Origin of the sequence: Enterobacter sp. AG326 (genome assembly GCF_004362415.1) — a bacterium.
GTDB lineage: Bacteria > Pseudomonadota > Gammaproteobacteria > Enterobacterales > Enterobacteriaceae > Enterobacter > Enterobacter asburiae.
This window is the reverse complement of the sequence record NZ_SNXG01000002.1, coordinates 337,136-356,630: the sequence shown is the minus strand read 5'-3', so window position 1 is coordinate 356,630 and position 19,495 is coordinate 337,136. Positions and strand designations below refer to the sequence as shown.

The window sequence follows — 19,495 nt, the reverse complement described above, 5'->3', positions numbered from 1 at the left end:
CGCTATGTTAGAGAATCTGAATTATCAGCTGTTTTATCTGATCAACGCCACGCCAGCCTCGCCTGAGTGGACGATCGATTTTGCCACCTTTCTGGCAAAAGATCTGATCAGCATCGTGCCTGCACTGGCTGCGATTCTCTGGCTGTGGGGGCCCCGCAGCCAGGTGAAGGCGCAGCGTCAGCTGGTGATTAAAGTGGCGATGGCGCTCGGGGTAAGCGTACTGCTGAGCTACATTCTGGGTCACGCCTTCCCGCACGATCGTCCTTTTGTCGATCATGTCGGCTATACCTTCCTGCACCACGCGCCGGATGACTCGTTCCCGAGCGATCACGGTACGGTAATCTTCACCTTCGCGCTGGCTTTCCTGTTCTGGCATCGCCTGTGGTCCGGTGCGGTCCTGATGGTGGCGGCCCTGGCAATTGCCTGGTCTCGCGTTTACCTGGGCGTTCACTGGCCGCTGGATATGGTGGGCGGTTTCCTGGTCGGGCTGATTGGCTGCGTGAGCGCGGCTATCCTGTGGAGCCTCTTCGGTGAAGCGCTCTACCGCACGCTGTCTTCGCTCTATCGCGCCATTTTCGCTATCCCGATCCGCAAAGGCTGGATACGTGACTAACCCCAACCTGACAGGTTACACTTGAACCCCCGCCCTGCGGGGGTTCACTTTTTTATCCCGAGGAACTATGGAAACACGTCGCGATGACCGCATTGCTCAGCTGCTACAGGCGCTGAAGCGCAGCGATAAGCTGCATCTTAAGGAAGCCGCCAACCTCCTCGGCGTCTCAGAGATGACCATTCGTCGGGATCTGAACAGCGAAAGCGCGCCCGTCGTGCTGTTGGGCGGGTATATTGTGCTTGAGCCGCGTAGCGCCAGCCATTACCTGATCAGCGACCAGAAGACGCGCCTGGTGGAAGAGAAGCGCAAAGCCGCCCGGCTTGCGGCCTCACTGGTACAGCCGCACCAGACGTTGTTTTTTGACTGCGGAACCACCACGCCGTGGATTATCGAAGCCATCGACAGCAGCATCCCTTTTACCGCCGTGTGCTACTCCCTGAACACCTTTCTGGCGCTTCAGGAGAAACCCAAGTGCCGGGTTATTCTCTGCGGCGGCGAGTTTCACGCCAGCAACGCCATCTTTAAGCCGCTTAACCTGCACGACACGCTCAGCAATCTCTGCCCGGATATCGCGTTTTATTCCGCCGCAGGCGTCAACGTGCGTCAGGGTGCGACCTGCTTTAACCTGGAAGAGCTGCCGGTGAAACACTGGGCGTTAAGCGCGGCGCAGTATCATGTGCTGGTGGTCGATCACAGCAAGTTTGGCAAGGTACGTTCGGCAAGAATGGGCGAGCTGGCGCAGTTTGACGCCATCGTCAGCGACTGCCGCCCGGACGACGAGATTGTGGCCCACGCGAAGGCGCAGCAGGTGAAGTTGATGTATTAAGAGGGGTGTGGCCTGATGCCCTCACCCCGGCCCTCTCCCACAGGGAGAGGGAGAAAACCCATAAGGTTTAGCTAAACCAGCTGCCAAACCATCCGTGGAATTTCATCATCACGAAATCCCACATCCGGCTGAAGAAGCCGCCCTCTTCCACCGCTTCCATTACAATCAGCGGACGCTGTTCAATCGACTTACCGTTTAGCTGGAAATCAATCGTCCCGACCACCTGGCCTTTTTTCAGCGGCGCCGTGAGCTGCGGGTCGGTCAGAGTATAGCTGGCCTTCAGGTTTTTCAGCTGACCGCGCGGAATGGTCACCGAGCCGCCTTCACCCGCCCCGAGATTGACTTCACTCTTGTCGCCAAACCAGACGCGCTGGCTGACGAACGTGGCATCCGGTTTAATCGGCGTCACGGTTTCATAGAAGCGGAAACCCCAGGTCAGCAGTTTTTCTGACTCATTAAAGCGAATACGGTCGGTTTTGGTGCCCAGCACCACCGAAATCAGGCGCATGTCGCCCTGGGTCGCGGAGGCCACCAGGTTATAGCCCGCGCCCGCCGTAGTGCCGGTTTTCATCCCGTCCACGTTAACGTTGCTGCTCCACAGCAGGCGGTTGCGGTTCGGCTGGCGGATTTTATTGAAGGTAAACTCTTTCTCTTTATGGATGGCGTATTCATCCGGCACGTCGTGGATCAGCGCTTTCCCAAGCAGCGCCATGTCGCGCGCGGTACTGAACTGTCCCGGCGAATCCAGACCGTGAACCGTTTTGAACGTGGTGTTGGTTAAGCCCAGTTTCTGCGCGTAGCCATTCATCAAGCCAATGAAAGAATCCTGGCTGCCGGCAACGTAATCGGCCAGCGCGATGCAAGCATCATTTCCCGACTGAATAATTACCCCTTTGTTCAGATCGGAAACGGAGACCTGATCCCCCGGCTTCAGGAACATCACGGAAGAGCCCCGCAGCGCCGGGTTGCCGGTGGCCCAGGCATCCTTCCCGATGGTGACCATATCGTCCAGCTTGATCTTGCCCGCTTTCAGCGCCTGGCCGACCACGTAGCTGGTCATGATTTTGGTCAGGCTTGCCGGATCGAGTTTCTCATCCGCATTCCCTTCCGCCAGCACTTTACCGCTGGAATAATCCATCAGGATCCAGGCGCGCGCATCCACAGGCGGCGCTTCGGGTGCAGCCTGTTCAGCTGCATAGAGAGTTGGTGCAAACAGGAAAAGGAGCGCAGAGCCTGTCGCAAGGCTGCGCAGAGAAGTCATTTTACGCGTCATAAATGCCACCCGAGTGTCCATTCAAAAATTACGTCACATCACCGTGTCGCAAGAAGCGATGAGTAATAGCGCACTAAAACGGTTAAAGAAACCCAACGAGGGTAAAGTTATTAAAGTTTATGCAATAACATTCAGATACGCTTTGATTCAGACGATTTTTTTGTCTTCTGTTGCGTAATTGTTAGGTTTATCTCACCATGGCGAAAGCTGACCCGGATTCACATCTCATCAGGAGTAAATATGATTACGCTTTGGGGCAGGAACAACTCGACCAACGTTAAGAAAGTGCTCTGGACGCTCGAGGAGCTGGATTTACCGTTCAATCAAATCATGGCTGGCATGTCGTTCGGCGTAAACAAAGAGGCCGACTATTTGGCCATGAACCCGAACGGCCTGGTGCCGCTGCTGCGCGATGATGAAACCGACGCGACGCTTTGGGAGTCCAACACCATTGTCCGCTACCTCGCAGCCCAGTACGGTCAGGGCCGCCTGTGGGTAGAAAGCCCGGCCCGTCGCGCTCAGGGCGAAAAGTGGATGGACTGGGCGAACCAGACGCTTTCCCCCACCCACCGCGTGATCCTGATGGGGCTTATCCGTACGCCGGAAGCCGAGCGCGACTATCCGGCTATTCATGCCGCCCAGGACGCCTGCGAAAACCTGTTCGCGATGATGGATGACGAGCTGGCGAAGCACGCCTGGTTCTCCGGTGAGGCCTTCGGTACAGGCGATATCGCCGTGGCGCCGTTCGTCTGGAACCTGACCAATATGGGCCTGAAGTGGACGCCGCGCCCTCACCTTGAGCGCTGGCTTAAACAGCTGAGCGATCGCCCGGCGTATCGCAACGTTGTGATGATCCCGGTCACCTGATTACACACCGGACGGGCTGACTTTTAACAGCTGCCCGTCCGTCTCGTCGGTCAGCACATATAAATAGCCGTCCGGCCCCACCCGCACATCGCGAATACGTTGATTCCGGTCGCCCAGGATTCGCCCGTCTTCCGTCACCTTATTGCCCTCCACGCTCAGCACGATCACGTCCTTTTCCTTCAGCGCCCCAATAAACAGCTTGTTTTTCCACTGCGGGAAAACGTCGCTGTTGTAGAACGCCATGCCGCTCACGGCAGGTGACACTTTCCAGACGAACAGCGGTTTTTCGGTGCCCTCAACGTGCTCGCCTTTGGCTTCCGGAATTTTCAGACCGCTGTAGTTAATGCCGTGCGTCGCCAGTGGCCAGCCGTAGTTCTTTCCTTTCTCCGGGATGTTGATCTCATCCCCGCCGCGCGGGCCGTGCTCGTTCAGCCACAGCGTGTCGCTCCAGGGGTTCATCGCCATCCCCTGCGGGTTGCGTATGCCGTAAGACCAGATTTCGGGTCGCGCGCCGGGGGTATTCACAAAGGGGTTATCCGGCGGCACTTTTCCGTCTTCGGTGAGGCGCACCACTTTACCCTGCAATTTATCCAGATCCTGCGCCGTTGGACGCTGGTTATTCTCGCCGAGTCCGATAAAGAGCGAGCCTTTGCCGTCGAATACCAGTCGCCCGCCAAAATGGTTACCGGTGGAGAGTTTCGGCATCTGGCGGAACACCACCTGGAAAGCGTCAATGCGCGTAAAATCGTCGCTCAATCGGCCATAGCCCACCGCCGTTCCGGCCTTGCCGTCGCTCCCTGCTTCGGCGAAGCTCAGCCAGATGCGGCGTGATTTTTCAAAATCCGGGGCGAGGACCACGTCCAGCAATCCTCCCTGACCGTTTGCCCAGACCTTCGGCACGCCGACAATCGGATCGGACAGCCCTTTTCCGGCCTGCCAGCGTTTGAGCTGACCGTCCTTCAGGGTCACCAGCAGGCCTTGATTGTCCGGCAGAAACGCCAGGGACCAGGGGTGATCGAGTTTATTTTGCAGCACCTCAACCTTGACCGCCTCTGGGGCAGCAAGAAGCGAAAACGGAATGAACAACACAGGCAGGGAAATTAGCGAGGATCGAGGCATAACGCGCTCCTTTATCGGCATATGGCATAAAGGTTAGCCACTGCATCCGGGCGCGTTACCACTTTTACAAAAGCTTAATCAGAAGGGGGAGTTGCCTCCCCCTGGGTCAGTGCTGTTCAAGCTTCTCGTGCTCGTTCAGGCACATGATGCATAGAGAGAGCGTGGTCAGGCAGTTTTCAAGCTTCTCCGCGTTAACAGCGATAAAATTCGGGCAGTCGTGGCGTCCATTCATCAAACATACCCCAGCGATGGAGAGCACCTCAGCGGCGCGGCGCAGGGCGATCAGCTCACTTTCGCCGTATTTCGCCTTCAGGGTTGGTGCTTTTTCACGCATGAAATTGCAAAGTTCAAACAGGTTATCACGCAGATGTTCGCTTTCGCTGACTGACATATACCCTTTCGCCTTCCTCAACTGCAGGTACGCGGCGAGATCGATTCGGGCGTTGATCAGCTTGTTAAGCAGATCGCGTTTAAGTCTGTCAACGGTCATGCTCTTTCCTCCTCTGTCAGCCATTGTGCATAGTCAGGATAAGTTCATTTTTTGTACAGTTTAATGCCTGGGATCAATTTTTATTAACTGATTAACATTATTTACAATGTTACAACGTCTGCCCGAGTCATCCGCCTTGCAAAGAGTGTATAAATCCCCCGCGATACGCTGTAAAATCCCGCCCTGATAACTCCATAATTGATGAATTTTTAACCTATGAGCAATGTTACGCACCAGCCGAAAATCGGCTTCGTCTCCCTGGGCTGCCCGAAAAACCTCGTGGATTCCGAACGCATCCTGACCGAACTGCGCACCGAGGGCTATGACGTGGTGCCAAGCTACGACAACGCCGATATGGTGATCGTGAACACCTGCGGATTTATCGACAGCGCGGTTCAGGAGTCACTGGAAGCCATCGGTGAAGCCCTGACGGAAAACGGCAAAGTGATTGTTACCGGCTGTCTGGGCGCCAAAGAAGACCAGATCCGCGAAGTGCACCCGAAGGTGCTGGAGATCACCGGCCCGCACAGCTACGAGCAGGTGCTGGAACATGTTCATCACTACGTGCCAAAACCAAAGCACAACCCGTTCCTGAGCCTGGTGCCAGAGCAGGGCGTGAAGCTGACGCCGCGCCACTATGCTTACTTAAAAATTTCCGAAGGCTGCAACCATCGCTGCACCTTCTGCATCATCCCGTCCATGCGTGGCGATCTGGTGAGCCGTCCGATTGGCGAAGTGCTGGCGGAAGCTAAACGTCTGGCCGACGCGGGCGTGAAGGAGCTCCTGGTCATCTCCCAGGACACCTCGGCCTACGGCGTGGACGTTAAACACCGCTCCGGTTTCCACAACGGCGAGCCGGTGAAAACCAGCATGGTCGGCCTGTGCGAACAGCTGTCCAAGCTCGGTATCTGGACGCGTCTGCACTACGTCTATCCGTACCCGCACGTTGACGATGTGATCCCGCTGATGGCGGAAGGCAAAATTCTGCCGTACCTGGATATCCCGCTGCAGCACGCCAGCCCGCGTATCCTGAAGCTGATGAAGCGTCCTGGCTCCGTTGATCGCCAGCTGGCGCGCATCAAGCAGTGGCGCGAGATCTGCCCTGATCTGACCCTGCGCTCCACCTTCATCGTCGGCTTCCCGGGTGAAACCGAAGAAGACTTCCAGATGCTGCTCGACTTCCTGAAAGAAGCGCGACTGGACCGCGTAGGCTGCTTCAAGTACAGCCCGGTAGAAGGCGCAACCGCCAACGAGCTGGCGGACCAGGTGCCGGAAGAGGTGAAAGAAGAGCGCTGGAACCGCTTCATGCAGCTGCAGCAGCAGATCTCTGCCGAGCGTCTACAGGAAAAAGTAGGCCGCGAGATCATGGTGATCGTTGACGAAGTGGACGAAGAAGGCGCGATTGGCCGCAGCATGGCGGACGCCCCTGAAATCGACGGCGCGGTGTACCTGAACGGCGAAACCAGCGTTAAGCCGGGTGATATTATTCGCGTGAAGGTTGAAAACGCGGACGAGTATGACCTGTGGGGTAGCCGGGTTTAATTACATTCCCCTCACCCCGGCCCTCTCCCCAAAGGGGCGAGGGGGAAAACCGCACCGAGCAGTCCCCTCTCCCCTCCGGGGAGAGGGTTAGGGTGAGGGGCAATAAACCTACCCCTTAATCCTCGGATCCAGCGCGTCGCGCAGCCCGTCACCCAGCAGGTTAAACGCCAGCACGGTCAGAAAAATCGCCAGACTCGGGAAGATCGCCACGTGCGGCGCAATCACCATATCCGCCCTCGCCTCGTTCAGCATCGCGCCCCACTCCGGCGTTGGAGGCTGCGCCCCTAACCCCAGAAACGACAGGCTGGCCGCCGAGATAATCGACACGCCGATACGCATGGTGAAATAGACCACGATGGACGACACCGTACCCGGCAGAATATGGCTGAACAGGATCGTGGCATCGCTGGCACCCATGCTGCGGGCGGACTCGATAAAGGTCTGCTGTTTCAGCACCAGCGTGTTGCCGCGCACCAGACGAGCAAAGGCCGGAATCGAAAAGACCGCGACCGCAATGATGACGTTCGCCATGCCGCTGCCCATGATCGCTACCACGGCAATCGCCAGCAAAATGCCGGGGAAAGCAAACAGCACGTCGCAGATGCGCATGATGATGCGGTCCCACCAGCCTTCGTAATACCCGGCAACGAGGCCCAGCACGGTACCGATGGCCGCACCGATCAGCACCGCGAACACCCCGGCGGCAAGCGAGATCTGCGCCCCGACCAGCACGCGGCTAAAGATATCGCGCCCGAGGGAGTCCACGCCGAACCAGTGCAGCATCGACGGTCCGTCGTTCAGACGGTCGTAGTCAAAATAGTTTTCCGCATCAAACGGCGCCACCCACGGCGCAATCACCGCCACCGCAATAAGCAGCAGCACAAACAGCCCCGCGGTCATCGCGACCGGCTGACGGCGAAAACGCCGCCAGAATTCAGACCACGGGGTGCGGACGTGGTCCGGTTTTAGCCCCGGCATCGCGTTTAAAACGGCCTGACGTCGCCAGTTTAACAATCGCATCTTACTTGTACCTGATAGCCGGGTTAATGGCGGCGTAGAGCACGTCCACCACTAAGTTGATAAGAATAAACTCCAGCGAGAAAAGCAGGACTTCCGCCTGAATCACCGGGTAGTCGCGCATCTCGACGGAATCGACCAGCAGGCGTCCCAGCCCCGGCCAGTTGAAGACCTTTTCCACGACGATCGAGCCGCCAAGCAGAAAGCCAAACTGCAGCCCCATCATCGTCACAACCGGGATCATCGCATTGCGAAACCCGTGCTTGAGAATGACCCACTTCTCGCTGACCCCTTTCGCCCGCGCGGTGCGAATATAATCTTCGCTCAGCACGTCAACGAACGAGGCGCGGGTAAAGCGGGCCATTACCGCCGAAACGGCAGCGCCCAGCGTCATGGAAGGAAGGATGTAATGCTTCCAGGTATCGGCCCCGACGGTCGGCAGCCAGCCCAGTTCGACGGAGAAGATCTGCATCAGCAGCATCCCCAGCGCGAACGCCGGGAAGGAGATGCCGGTCACCGCCAGCGCCATGCCGAGCTTGTCCGGCCAGCGGTTGCGCCAGACGGCCGCGATAATCCCGGCGCCAAGCCCAAACACGACCGCCCAGCTCATGCTGGCTATCGTTAACCAGAACGTCGGCATAAAGCGGCTGGCAATCTCCTCCGACACCGGACGGCGCGACACCATCGAGATACCAAAATCGCCCTGCAGAACGTTGCAGATATAATGGATGAACTGCATATACAGCGGCTGGTCGAGGCCAAGCTGCTTACGCACCAGGTCAATGACGGTGGCATCCGCTTCGGGCCCGGCAACCAGACGCGCCGGGTCGCCCGGCAGCATATGGACAAACAGAAACACCAGGACCGCCACAATCAGCAGCGTCGGAATAAGCCCCAGCAGGCGTTTACAAACATAATTCAGCATGAGGTTTATTTTAAATCCGCATCGTCAAAGCTAAAGCCGGTGTCCGGCATGATGTAGAAGCCGGTCAACGCTTTGTTATGGGCTGACACCAGTTTCTCCACCACCAGCGGCACCCACGGTGACTCTTTCCAGATAATATCCTGCGCGTCTTTGTAGAGGCGGGCCTTCTCTTCCGGTTTGGTGGTTTTCAGGGCATCGGCCAGGTCTTTGTCCACCTGCGGGTTGCTGTAAAACGCGGTGTTGAACAGGGTTGGCGGCCAGTTCTGCGAGGCAAACAGCGGCGACAGCGCCCAGTCGGCTTCACCGGTCGAGGCCGTCCAGCCGGTGTAGAACATGCGCACGCCGCTCTCTTTCTGCCCTTTCCCCTCCACTTCTGCCGCACGCTGTCCTGCATCCATTGCGGTGACCTGCACCTTGATACCCACCTGCGCCAGCTGCTGCTGGGTAAACTGCAGCACCTTCTGGGCGGTACTGTGATTATGCGAGGACCACAGCGTGGTGCTGAAACCGTTCGGGAAGCCCGCCTCTTTCAGCAGCTCGCGCGCTTTGGCCGGATCGTACGGCCACGGCTGATAGCTTTGCGCATAGGCGATCGCCGGCGGCAGCACGCCGGTGGCCGGAGTGGCATAGCCGGCAAAGGCGACCTTCACCAGCGCCTGACGGTTAATGGCGTAGTTGATGGCTTCACGCACCTTCGGGTTATCGAACGGCTTTTGCGTGACGTTCATGCTGATGTAGCGCTGCATGATCGACGGGCTGGCGACCAGCTCCAGCTTGCTGTTTTTCTGCAAAATGGCGGCCTGCTCGTACGGGATCGGGAAAGCAAACTGCGCCTCGCCGGTTTGCAGCATCGCCGCGCGGGTGTTGTTGTCCACCACCGGACGCCAGGTGATGGTGTCGAGCTTCGGCAGCCCCTGCTGCCAGTATCCGGCGAATTTCTTCACCTTCACAAAATCGGTCTGGTTCCAAGTGAGCAGTTCGTAAGGGCCGGTGCCAACAGGGTGGAAACCGATCTCCTTGCCGTATTTCTTCAGCGCGGCAGGGGAAATCATCGCCGTTGCCGGATGCGCCAGAATATTGATAAACGCGGAGAACGGCTCTTTCAGGGTGATTTTGACCGTCGCCGGGTCGACCACCTCTGTGCTGGCGATATTTTTATACAGGTTATAGCGCTTGAGGCTATTTTCCGGATTGCTGGCGCGGTCCAGGTTAACCTTCACCGCCTCCGCATTGAAGTCTGTCCCGTCCTGGAACTTCACGCCGGTCCTGAGCTTGATGGTATACACCAGCCCGTCCTCGGATACGGTGTACCCCTCCGCCAGCACGTTTTTGAGCTTCATCTCTTTATCGAGGCCAAACAGGCCCTGATAGAACGATTTCGCCACCGCCTGAGAGAGCGTGTCGTTGGCGTCATACGGATCGAGCGTGGTGAAATTAGAGCCGACGGCAACCACCACATCTTTGGCAGCGAACGCGGGGGCAGCGGCCAGGGCTGCCGTCACGCTCGCGGCTAACAACCATCTACGCGCTACAAATGTAACCATTGTGTTCTCCTGCCTGTTGTAAGTTATAACCGCGAAAAAGCGTTGTCCTGACGCGGGGGAGCGACGAAATGACCCGGCCCGACCTCGCGCAGCCTCACGCGCTCCACGGCCTCGCCGCGTTTATGAATATTGCTCGGCATTTCATCCTGCAGCAGCACGCGCTGGCCGTGACGATGCGCGGGATCGGCAACCGGTACCGCCGCGATAAGCTTGCGGGTGTACGGGTGCTGCGGGTTTTCAAACACCGCCCTTCGCGGCCCAATCTCCACGATCTGCCCCATAAACATCACCGCCACGCGATGGCTGATGCGCTCGACCACGGCCATATCGTGCGAGATAAACAGGAAGGCGATGCCCATATCCCGCTGTAAATCCAGCAGTAAGTTGATGATTTGCGCCCGAATAGAGACATCCAGCGCCGAAACGGACTCATCGGCAATCACCACTTTCGGGTTTAGCGCCAGCGCGCGGGCGATGCAGATACGCTGCCGCTGTCCGCCGGAAAACTCGTGAGGATAACGCCAGGCGTGCTCCGGCTTCAGGCCAACGCGCTCCAGCAGCCAGGCCACGCGACGCTGTGCCGCTTCGCCGTCGAGCAGGTTATGCACCCGCAGCGGCTCCATGATCGAATACCCCACCTTATGGCGCGGATCGAGGGAGGCATACGGATCCTGGAAAATAAACTGAATATCCCGCCGCACCGCCTGCAGCCTGCTGTCCGGAAGGGTATCAATGCGCTCACCGTTAAAGGTAATGCTGCCTTCCTGTGATTCCACCAGACGGAGCAACGCGCGCCCGGTGGTGGATTTACCGCAGCCGGACTCCCCCACCAGCGCCAGCGTTTCGCCCGGCCAGAGATCGAAACTGACGTTTTCCACCGCGTGCACTTCGCGCTTAACGCGGTTCAGTACTCCGCTGCGCAGCGGAAAACGGGTGACCAGATCGCGCACTTCCAGAATGGGTTTACCCGGCACCACGGTGTCCTGCTCGCGCTCATCCTCCTGCTGCTCAGACGCCTCGAGAGAAATCAGGGGGAAGCGGCGCGGCAAATCGCTGCCGTTCATCGCCCCCAGGCGCGGAACCGCCGCCAGCAGCGCTTTGGTGTAAGGATGTACGGGCGCGTGAAAAATCTGCTCAACCGGGCCGGTTTCCACCGCGCTGCCCTTGTGCATCACCAGCACCCGATCGGCGATATCGGCGACCACGCCCATATCGTGGGTGATAAAAATCACCCCCATCTCCATCTCCTGCTGCAGCACTTTGATGAGCTGCAGGATCTGCGCCTGAATCGTCACGTCCAGCGCCGTCGTCGGCTCGTCGGCAATCAGCACCGCCGGACGGCAGGAGAGCGCCATGGCAATCATCACGCGCTGGCGCATGCCGCCGGAAAGCTGATGCGGGTAGCGACCCAGAATGGCCTGCGCCTCCGGAATGCGCACCAGCTCCAGCATCCTTCGGGCCTCGCTGAGCGCTTCATCGCCGCTCAGCCCCTGATGCAGGCGGATGGACTCGGCGATTTGTTCCCCGACCGGGAAAACCGGGTTCAGGGAGGTCATCGGCTCCTGGAAGATCATCGCAATATCCGCCCCGCGCACGCCCTGCATCAGCGAACCGCTCAGCTCATTTAAATCGATGACCTGACGGTTGCGGCGGCGCAGAAGCATTTTCTCACTGCTGATTTGCCCGCCCGTCTGTTCCAGCAGGCGCATCAGCGCCAGCGCGGTGACCGATTTACCGGAGCCGGATTCGCCAACAATCGCCAGCGTCTCGCCGCGCCTGAGCGTGAACGATAAATTCTGTACTGCGGGGATGAACTGCCGCTCTTCCTGAAACGCAATATTGAGCTGATGGACAGCCAGCACTTCGCGGTTGTCCAGTTCTTCACTGTGCGGCACGCGCTGCCCCCTTATTCACGATAGATGCCCGTGCTCGGTTCATCACCGGCATAGCCCCAGGCGCGATACATGCCTTCGCTGTTGAACGGCAACGCCACGTTGCCCTCACGATCCACCGCAATGAGCCCGCCGATGCCGCCAAGCGCAGGCAGTTTCTCCATCACCACGCGCTCGCAGGCTTCGCTGAGGCTTAAGCCGCCGTAATCCATCAGCGCGGTGATGTCGTAGGCCGCAAGGGCGCGGATAAACACTTCACCGGTTCCGGTACACGACACCGCCGCCGTCGCGTTATTGGCATAGCAGCCGGCGCCCGGCAGCGGGCTATCGCCCACGCGCCCGGGCAGCTTGTTGGTCATCCCGCCCGTGGAGGTCGCCGCCGCGAGGTTCCCGGCCTTATCCAGCGCCACCGCGCCGACCGTGCCCATTTTGGTGGTTTCATCCAGCGGCGCGCTGTGGTCAAGCTGCATCATGCCCGCCGAACGGGCTTCCAGCAGCTGCTGATAGCGCTCCTCGGTGGAAAACAGATCCGGCGATACCGGCTCCATTCCGTGCTCGAAGGCAAACGCCTCTGCCCCGGCCCCCGTCAGCAGCACGTGCGGACTCGCTTCCATCACCAGACGCGCGGCCAGCACCGGATTGCGCAGATGACTCACGCCCGCCACGGCGCCCGCTTTCAGGGTGACGCCGTCCATCACGCAGGCATCCAGCTCGTGCGTTTCATCCCGGGTAAAGACCGAACCGATCCCCGCATTAAATAACGGGCACTCTTCCAGCAGGCGTACCGCCTCGGTGACCACGTCCAGCGCGCTTTCGCCCGCTTCCAGCATTCTCTGGCCCGTTTCCACAATGGCGTACAGCGCGTCGATATAGCGCTTTTCCTGCTCGGGACTGAGCTGTGCTCGGGTGATTGCCCCGGCGCCACCATGAATTGCGATTACCGCATTAACCATTCGCATCACCCGTTAGCCTGATTTGCGGCTTTTTCTATAAATATCATTATCGTCGATGAAACTTCAGATGATTTTTGAATATAGAAAGACGTAACTGTGATGTAAAGCGTACACCTATCGGGTCATACAGTTAGCCGCACTTTTCTGCCATAATGAGCGCTTTCGTTGTTACTCCGCAGGAGCCCACCATGGATTTTACCGCCGGACTGATGCCGCTTGAGACGGCACTCACGCAGATGCTTGACCGAATTTCCCCGCTGCATGACGTTGAGACGCTGCCCCTCGTGCGCTGTTTTGGCCGTATTGCCGCGCGCGATATCGTCTCTCCGCTTAACGTGCCGGGGTTTGATAATTCCGCGATGGACGGTTACGCGGTACGCCTGGCGGATCTCCAGACAGGGAACGCCCTGCCGGTGGCGGGTAAAGCCTTTGCGGGCCAACCGTTTAGCGGTGAATGGCCTGCGGGCACCTGTGTACGCATCATGACCGGCGCGCCCGTACCAGCTGGCTGCGACGCCGTGGTGATGCAGGAAGAGACCGTACAGACCGACGACGGCGTGCGTTTTACCGCGAACGTTAAAGCGGGCCAGAACATCCGCCGCACGGGTGAAGATATCACCCTTGGCGCAACGGTCTTTGCCGCCGGACAGAAGCTGACGGTAGGTGAACTGCCGGTGCTGGCCTCGCTTGGCGTTGCTGAAATCGACGTTATCCGTAAAGTGCGCGTTGCCGTTTTCTCCACCGGCGACGAGCTGCAGCTTCCGGGCCAGCCGCTGCAGGACGGTCAGATTTACGACACCAACCGCCTGGCGGTACACCTGATGCTGGAGCAGCTGGGCTGCGAGGTGATTAACCTCGGCATCATTCCTGACGATCCGGAAAAACTGCGCGCCGCGTTTATCGAGGCGGATAACGCCGCCGACGTGGTCATCAGCTCCGGCGGCGTCTCCGTGGGCGAAGCGGATTACACCAAAACCATCCTTGAAGAGCTGGGCGAGATCGCCTTCTGGAAGCTGGCTATCAAGCCGGGCAAACCGTTCGCATTTGGCAAGCTGCAACACAGCTGGTTCTGTGGCCTGCCGGGTAATCCGGTCTCGGCGGCACTCACCTTCTACCAGCTGGCGATCCCGCTGCTGGCAAAGCTTTCCGGCAACAGCGCCAGCCCGCTGCCTGAACGCCAGCGCTTGCGCGCCGCCACGCGCCTGAAAAAATCACCGGGCCGCCTCGATTTCCAGCGCGGCATTCTGGCGCGCAACGCGGACGGCGAGCTCGAAGTGAGCACCACCGGCCATCAGGGCTCTCACATTTTCAGCTCCTTTAGCCAGGGCAACTGCTTTATCGTCCTGGAGCGCGAGCGCGGCAATGTGGAAGCAGGCGAGTGGGTTGAGGTAGAGCGCTTTAACCACCTGTTCGGAGGCTGACATGACGGTGGAGCTGAGCGACCCGGAGATGATGCGCTACAACCGCCAGATTGTGCTGCGCGGGTTTGACTTCGAGGGCCAGGAAGCGCTCAAGGCGGCCAGCGTCCTGGTTGTCGGCCTGGGCGGTCTGGGCTGCGCCGCCGCGCAGTATCTTGCGGCGGCGGGCGTGGGCAGGATGACGCTGCTGGATTTCGATACCGTATCGGTGTCCAATCTGCAGCGCCAGACGCTGCACAGCGACGCGACGGTTGGCCAGCCGAAAGTGGACTCCGCCCGCACGGCGCTGGCGCGCATCAACCCCAACGTTCAGTTCACCCTGATTGACGCGATGCTGGATGACGACGCGCTGTCGGCGCAGATTGCGCAGCACGACCTGGTGCTCGACTGCACCGATAACGTCGCCGTCCGTAACCAGCTGAACGCGGGCTGTTTTGCCCACAAAATCCCGCTGGTCTCCGGCGCGGCGATCCGCATGGAGGGGCAAATCAGCGTCTTCACGTACGCGGAAGGCGAACCCTGCTACCGTTGCCTGAGCCGTCTGTTCGGCGAGAACGCCCTGACCTGCGTTGAGGCAGGCGTGATGGCGCCGCTGGTCGGCGTGATTGGCTCCCTGCAGGCGATGGAAGCGATCAAAGTGCTGGCGCACTACGGCACGCCTGCCGCGGGGAAAATCGTGATGTATGACGCGATGACCTGCCAGTTCCGCGAGATGAAGCTGATGCGTAACCCGGGGTGTGAGGTTTGCGGAGGTTAAAGCAAACGGCAACCTTCAGGTTGCCGTTTTAGTGTTTGCTCCCTCTCCCTGTGGGAGAGGGTTGGGGTGAGGGCATCAGGCCGCCCCCGTCAAATCGACGTCCGTCCAAACGCCCCCTGCCAGTCCTGCTCAAACTTCACGATCGCCGCATCCACGGCCGGAGCGGTAATAAACTGCTGCGCCACGTCCAGCGGCAGCGTGATGGACTCGCAGCCTGCCAGCAGGCAGTCCAGCGCCTGACGCGGCGTTTTAAAGCTCGCGGCCAGCACCTTTGACTGCGGGGCGTGCAGCGTCAGCAGCTGCTGTAATTCCACAACAGTCTGGATCCCGTCCCCGCCCTGCGCGTCCACGCGGTTAACGTAAGGGGCCACATACTCTGCCCCCGCCAGCGCGGAGAGCATCCCCTGCGCGGCGCCGTACACCGCCGTGCCCAGCGTCGGGATCCCTTCCGCTTTCAGCATCTTGATTGCCGCCAGCCCTTCTGCGGTCACCGGCACTTTTACCACCAGGTCGTTAATGATGGCGCGCAGCTTACGCGCGTCCTCCACCATCCCTTCGGCGGTGGTCGCCATCACCTGAGCGAAAAGACGGCCTTTGCCGCCCAGCGCGTCGTGCAGCTCCGGCAGCAGCTCGTCCAGCGGCGTTTTACCTGCCGCCACAATGCTTGGGTTAGTGGTCACGCCCGCCAGCGGGAAGATACGCGCCAGCTTTTTGACTGCCGCAACGTCAGATGTGTCGAGATAAAGTTCCATGATGTCACCCTCAAATTTAGCCTGCACTTACCCTATCACGACAAAACCTGCTCAGTAGTTGACCTGCATCAAGATAACTTTCATTCGAAAGTAATTTAATCTTCATATGCAACATGAGAGGCGAAATCATGATCTTCAATATTCAGCGTTACTCTACCCACGACGGCCCCGGTATTCGAACCGTGGTGTTCCTGAAAGGCTGCTCGCTGGGCTGTCGCTGGTGCCAGAACCCGGAAAGCCGCTCCCGCAGCCGGGACGTGCTGTTTGACGCGCGCCTGTGCCTGGACGGCTGCGACCTGTGCCAGCAGGCGGCGCCGGGCTGCATCGAACGCGCGCTGAACGGGCTGGTCATCCATCGTGAGAAGCTTGATGACGCCACGCTCAACGCCCTTACCGACTGCTGCCCGACGCAGGCGCTGACCGTCTGCGGTGAAGAACAGCAGGTCGAGGAGATCATGGCGACCGTACTGCGCGATAAACCCTTCTACGACCGCAGCGGCGGCGGGATCACCCTCTCCGGCGGCGAGCCGTTTATGAACCCTGAGCTGGCGCACGCCCTGTTTAAAGCCAGCCACGAACAGGGGATCCACACCGCCGTCGAAACCTGCCTTCACGTGCCGTGGCACTATATCGAGCCGTCATTACCCTACGTCGATCTGTTCCTCGCCGACCTGAAGCACGTCGACGGTGACGTGTTCAAACAGTGGACGGACGGTTCGGCCAAGCGGATCCTGAATAACCTGAAACGCCTTGCCGCCGCCGGAAAAAAAATCACCATCCGCGTGCCGCTGATCCAGGGCTTTAACGCCGATGAAGCGTCCATAACCGCCATTACCAACTTCGCCGCCGACGAGCTTGGCGTCGAGGATATTCATTTTCTGCCGTATCACACGCTGGGCATGAACAAATACACCCTGCTCGGCCAACCCTACTCTGCCCCTGACAAACCGCTGGATAACCCTGCCCTGCTGGACTTCGCGCAGCAGTACGCCTGCCAGAAAGGGTTAACCGCGACCTTACGAGGATAAACCTATGACAACCCTGAATCTCAACACCCTCAGCGAGCGCATTAAGGCGCACAAAACGGCGCTGGTGCATATCGTCAAGCCGCCGGTCTGTACCGAGCGCGCGCAGCATTACACCGAAATGTACCAGCAGCACATGGACAAGCCGATCCCGGTACGCCGCGCTCTGGCGCTGGCGCATCACCTGGCGGAACGCACCATCTGGATCAAACACGACGAGCTGATTATCGGTAACCAGGCAAGCGAAGTGCGCGCCGCGCCGATTTTCCCGGAATACACCGTCTCCTGGATTGAGAAAGAGATCGACGATCTGGCGGACCGCCCGGGCGCGGGCTTTGCGGTGAGCGAAGAGAACAAGCGCGTGCTGCATGAGATCTGCCCGTGGTGGCGCGGCCAGACGGTGCAGGATCGCTGTTACGGCATGTTCACCGACGAGCAGAAAGGCCTGCTGGAAACCGGCATTATCAAAGCCGAAGGCAACATGACCTCCGGCGACGCGCACCTGGCGGTGAACTTCCCGCTGGTGCTGGAGAAAGGCCTCGACGGCCTGCGCGCTAAGGTGGCGGAACGCCGCTCGCGCATCAACCTGACGGTGCTGGAAGACCTGCACGGCGACCAGTTCCTGAAGGCGATCGATATCGTGCTGGAAGCGGTGAGCCTGCACATCAAACGCTTTGCCGATCTGGCGCGTGAAATGGCGTCCACCGAGACCCGCGAAAGCCGCCGCGACGAGCTGCTGGCGATGGCGGAAAACTGCGACGTGATTGCCCACGAGCCGCCAAAAACCTTCTGGCAGGCGCTGCAGCTGTGCTACTTCATCCAGCTGATCCTGCAGATTGAGTCCAACGGCCACTCCGTCTCCTTCGCGCGTATGGACCAGTATCTCTATCCGTACTACCGCCGCGACGTGGAGCTGAACCAGAGCCTGGATCGCGAGCACGCCATCGAGCTGCTGCACAGCTGCTGGCTGAAGCTGCTGGAAGTGAACAAGATCCGCTCCGGCTCACACTCGAAGGCTTCCGCCGGTAGCCCGCTGTACCAGAACGTCACCATCGGCGGCCAGAAGCTGGTCAACGGTGAGCCGATGGACGCGGTAAACCCGCTCTCCTACGCAATTCTGGAATCCTGCGGTCGCCTGCGCTCCACCCAGCCGAACCTGAGCGTGCGCTACCACGCGGGCATGAGCAACGACTTCCTCGACGCCTGCGTGCAGGTGATCCGCTGCGGCTTCGGGATGCCCGCGTTCAACAACGATGAAATCGTCATTCCGGAATTCATCAAGCTCGGCGTTGAACGAGACGACGCCTACGACTACGCGGCCATCGGCTGTATCGAAACCGCGGTGGGCGGCAAGTGGGGCTACCGCTGCACCGGCATGAGCTTTATCAACTTCGCCCGCGTGATGCTGGCGGCGCTGGAAGGCGGGCGCGACGCCACCAGCGGCAAGGTGTTCCTGCCGCAGGAAAAAGCGCTCTCCGCCAGTAACTTCGACAACTTCGACGAAGTAATGGCGGCGTGGGACAGCCAGATCCGCTACTACACCCGCAAATCCATCGAGATTGAGTACGTGGTGGACACCATGCTGGAAGAGAACGTCCACGATATTCTCTGCTCGGCGCTGGTGGACGACTGCATCGAGCGCGCGAAAAGCATCAAGCAGGGCGGCGCGAAGTACGACTGGGTCTCCGGCCTGCAGGTGGGCATCGCCAACCTCGGTAACAGCCTGGCGGCGGTGAAGAAGCTGGTGTTCGAGCAGGGCACTATTGGTCAACAGCAGCTGGCGGCGGCGCTGGCGGATGACTTCGACGGGCTGACCCACGAGCAGGTGCGCCAGCGTCTGATCAACGGCGCGCCGAAGTACGGCAACGACGACGACAGCGTGGACATGCTGCTGACGCGCGCCTATCAGACCTACATCGAAGAGCTGAAGCAGTACCACAACCCGCGCTACGGTCGCGGCCCGATTGGCGGTAACTACTACGCGGGCACCTCTTCCATCTCTGCAAACGTGCCGTTTGGTGCGGCAACGATGGCCACCCCGGACGGACGTAAGGCGCAAACCCCGCTGGCGGAAGGGGCAAGCCCGGCCTCCGGTACGGACCACCTCGGCCCGACGGCGGTAATTGGCTCGGTGGGTAAACTGCCGACGGAAGCGATTCTCGGCGGCGTGCTGCTTAACCAGAAGCTGAACCCGTCGACGCTGGAAAACGACAGCGATCGCCAGAAGCTGATGGTGCTGCTGCGCACCTTCTTCGAGGTGCATAAGGGCTGGCATATTCAGTACAACATCGTCTCGCGCGAAACGCTGCTGGAAGCGAAGAAACATCCTGACCAGTATCGCGATCTCGTGGTGCGCGTCGCGGGCTACTCGGCGTTCTTCACCGCCCTGTCGCCGGATGCGCAGGACGATATTATTGCGCGTACTGAGCATACGCTGTAACGGTGTATCCCTTAAGGGGAAATGCGCACGCTGATGCCCTCA

The 19,495-nt window shown here is 59.5% G+C and carries 17 protein-coding genes; 8 read left to right on the top strand and 9 right to left on the bottom strand.

Annotated elements, in window-relative coordinates; translation table 11 throughout:
- Positions 1 to 4: 4 nt before the first annotated feature.
- Entirely contained in the window at positions 5 to 613 is a 609-nt protein-coding gene (gene ybjG / locus DFO52_RS08675) for an undecaprenyl-diphosphate phosphatase (RefSeq protein WP_029739928.1), read from the top strand.
- A gap of 67 nt (positions 614 to 680) precedes the next feature.
- On the top strand, positions 681 to 1,439 hold the full coding sequence (deoR, locus tag DFO52_RS08670; protein ID WP_133550125.1) for a DNA-binding transcriptional repressor DeoR: 759 nt from the start codon (positions 681 to 683) through the stop codon (positions 1,437 to 1,439).
- A gap of 67 nt (positions 1,440 to 1,506) precedes the next feature.
- Here deoR and dacC read toward each other — a convergent pair whose 3' ends face one another.
- The gene (dacC, locus tag DFO52_RS08665; RefSeq protein ID WP_032661393.1) at positions 1,507 to 2,712 is read right to left on the bottom strand and encodes a serine-type D-Ala-D-Ala carboxypeptidase; all 1,206 of its coding nucleotides are present in this window, start codon (positions 2,710 to 2,712) and stop codon (positions 1,507 to 1,509) included.
- Positions 2,713 to 2,952: 240 nt separating this feature from the next.
- Here dacC and DFO52_RS08660 point away from each other — a divergent pair, with 240 nt between their 5' ends.
- The gene (locus DFO52_RS08660) at positions 2,953 to 3,579 is read left to right on the top strand and encodes a glutathione S-transferase family protein (protein ID WP_121425685.1); all 627 of its coding nucleotides are present in this window, start codon (positions 2,953 to 2,955) and stop codon (positions 3,577 to 3,579) included.
- On the opposite strand, the gene DFO52_RS08655 is transcribed toward DFO52_RS08660, so the two are convergent.
- Together DFO52_RS08655 and bssR are read right to left on the bottom strand one after the other, a co-directional pair.
- Positions 3,580 to 4,698, bottom strand: coding sequence for a PQQ-dependent sugar dehydrogenase (locus DFO52_RS08655; protein ID WP_133550123.1), 1,119 nt, complete (start codon positions 4,696 to 4,698; stop codon positions 3,580 to 3,582).
- A 106-nt stretch (positions 4,699 to 4,804) separates the two neighbouring features.
- Positions 4,805 to 5,188 (bottom strand): biofilm formation regulator BssR, encoded by a 384-nt coding sequence (bssR, locus tag DFO52_RS08650; RefSeq protein WP_023310914.1) that lies wholly within the window; start codon positions 5,186 to 5,188, stop codon positions 4,805 to 4,807.
- Between the two features lie 216 nt (positions 5,189 to 5,404).
- Between bssR and rimO the strand changes: the two genes are divergently transcribed.
- Positions 5,405 to 6,730, top strand: coding sequence for a 30S ribosomal protein S12 methylthiotransferase RimO (gene rimO, locus DFO52_RS08645; protein ID WP_058841665.1), 1,326 nt, complete (start codon positions 5,405 to 5,407; stop codon positions 6,728 to 6,730).
- A gap of 108 nt (positions 6,731 to 6,838) precedes the next feature.
- Here the strand turns inward: rimO and gsiD are convergent, their stop codons facing one another.
- Genes gsiD through iaaA form a run of 5 tightly spaced genes read right to left on the bottom strand, consistent with a single transcriptional unit; the run spans position 6,839 to position 13,061 of the window.
- Positions 6,839 to 7,750, bottom strand: coding sequence for a glutathione ABC transporter permease GsiD (gene gsiD / locus DFO52_RS08640; protein ID WP_024908682.1), 912 nt, complete (start codon positions 7,748 to 7,750; stop codon positions 6,839 to 6,841).
- 1 nt (position 7,751) lies between these two features.
- Positions 7,752 to 8,672, bottom strand: a complete 921-nt coding sequence (gene gsiC, locus DFO52_RS08635) for a glutathione ABC transporter permease GsiC (RefSeq protein ID WP_023310911.1) — start codon at positions 8,670 to 8,672, stop codon at positions 7,752 to 7,754.
- Positions 8,673 to 8,677: 5 nt separating this feature from the next.
- Complete coding sequence (gsiB, locus tag DFO52_RS08630) at positions 8,678 to 10,216, bottom strand: glutathione ABC transporter substrate-binding protein GsiB (RefSeq protein ID WP_045355709.1); 1,539 nt, start codon at positions 10,214 to 10,216, stop codon at positions 8,678 to 8,680.
- Positions 10,217 to 10,239: 23 nt separating this feature from the next.
- Positions 10,240 to 12,111 carry a glutathione ABC transporter ATP-binding protein GsiA gene (gene gsiA / locus DFO52_RS08625; protein WP_133550121.1) on the bottom strand — a complete coding sequence of 624 codons (1,872 nt, stop codon included), beginning with the start codon at positions 12,109 to 12,111 and terminating at the stop codon, positions 10,240 to 10,242.
- 11 nt (positions 12,112 to 12,122) lie between these two features.
- Complete coding sequence (gene iaaA / locus DFO52_RS08620) at positions 12,123 to 13,061, bottom strand: beta-aspartyl-peptidase (RefSeq protein ID WP_133550403.1); 939 nt, start codon at positions 13,059 to 13,061, stop codon at positions 12,123 to 12,125.
- A gap of 188 nt (positions 13,062 to 13,249) precedes the next feature.
- Here iaaA and moeA point away from each other — a divergent pair, with 188 nt between their 5' ends.
- Together moeA and moeB are read left to right on the top strand one after the other, a co-directional pair.
- The gene (moeA, locus tag DFO52_RS08615) at positions 13,250 to 14,482 is read left to right on the top strand and encodes a molybdopterin molybdotransferase MoeA (protein WP_133550119.1); all 1,233 of its coding nucleotides are present in this window, start codon (positions 13,250 to 13,252) and stop codon (positions 14,480 to 14,482) included.
- A gap of 1 nt (position 14,483) precedes the next feature.
- Positions 14,484 to 15,236: a molybdopterin-synthase adenylyltransferase MoeB gene (gene moeB / locus DFO52_RS08610; RefSeq protein WP_133550117.1), complete on the top strand. Its 753-nt coding sequence runs from the start codon at positions 14,484 to 14,486 to the stop codon at positions 15,234 to 15,236.
- A gap of 89 nt (positions 15,237 to 15,325) precedes the next feature.
- On the opposite strand, the gene fsa is transcribed toward moeB, so the two are convergent.
- A complete protein-coding gene (gene fsa / locus DFO52_RS08605) occupies positions 15,326 to 15,988 on the bottom strand; it encodes a fructose-6-phosphate aldolase (protein ID WP_029740596.1) in 663 nt (220 codons plus the stop codon).
- A 128-nt stretch (positions 15,989 to 16,116) separates the two neighbouring features.
- On the opposite strand from fsa, the gene DFO52_RS08600 reads away from it, so the two are divergent.
- Both DFO52_RS08600 and DFO52_RS08595 read left to right on the top strand, forming a co-directional pair.
- Positions 16,117 to 17,016: a glycyl-radical enzyme activating protein gene (locus DFO52_RS08600; RefSeq protein WP_133550115.1), complete on the top strand. Its 900-nt coding sequence runs from the start codon at positions 16,117 to 16,119 to the stop codon at positions 17,014 to 17,016.
- Between the two features lie 4 nt (positions 17,017 to 17,020).
- Positions 17,021 to 19,453: a formate C-acetyltransferase/glycerol dehydratase family glycyl radical enzyme gene (locus DFO52_RS08595; protein WP_133550113.1), complete on the top strand. Its 2,433-nt coding sequence runs from the start codon at positions 17,021 to 17,023 to the stop codon at positions 19,451 to 19,453.
- Positions 19,454 to 19,495: the final 42 nt, after the last annotated feature.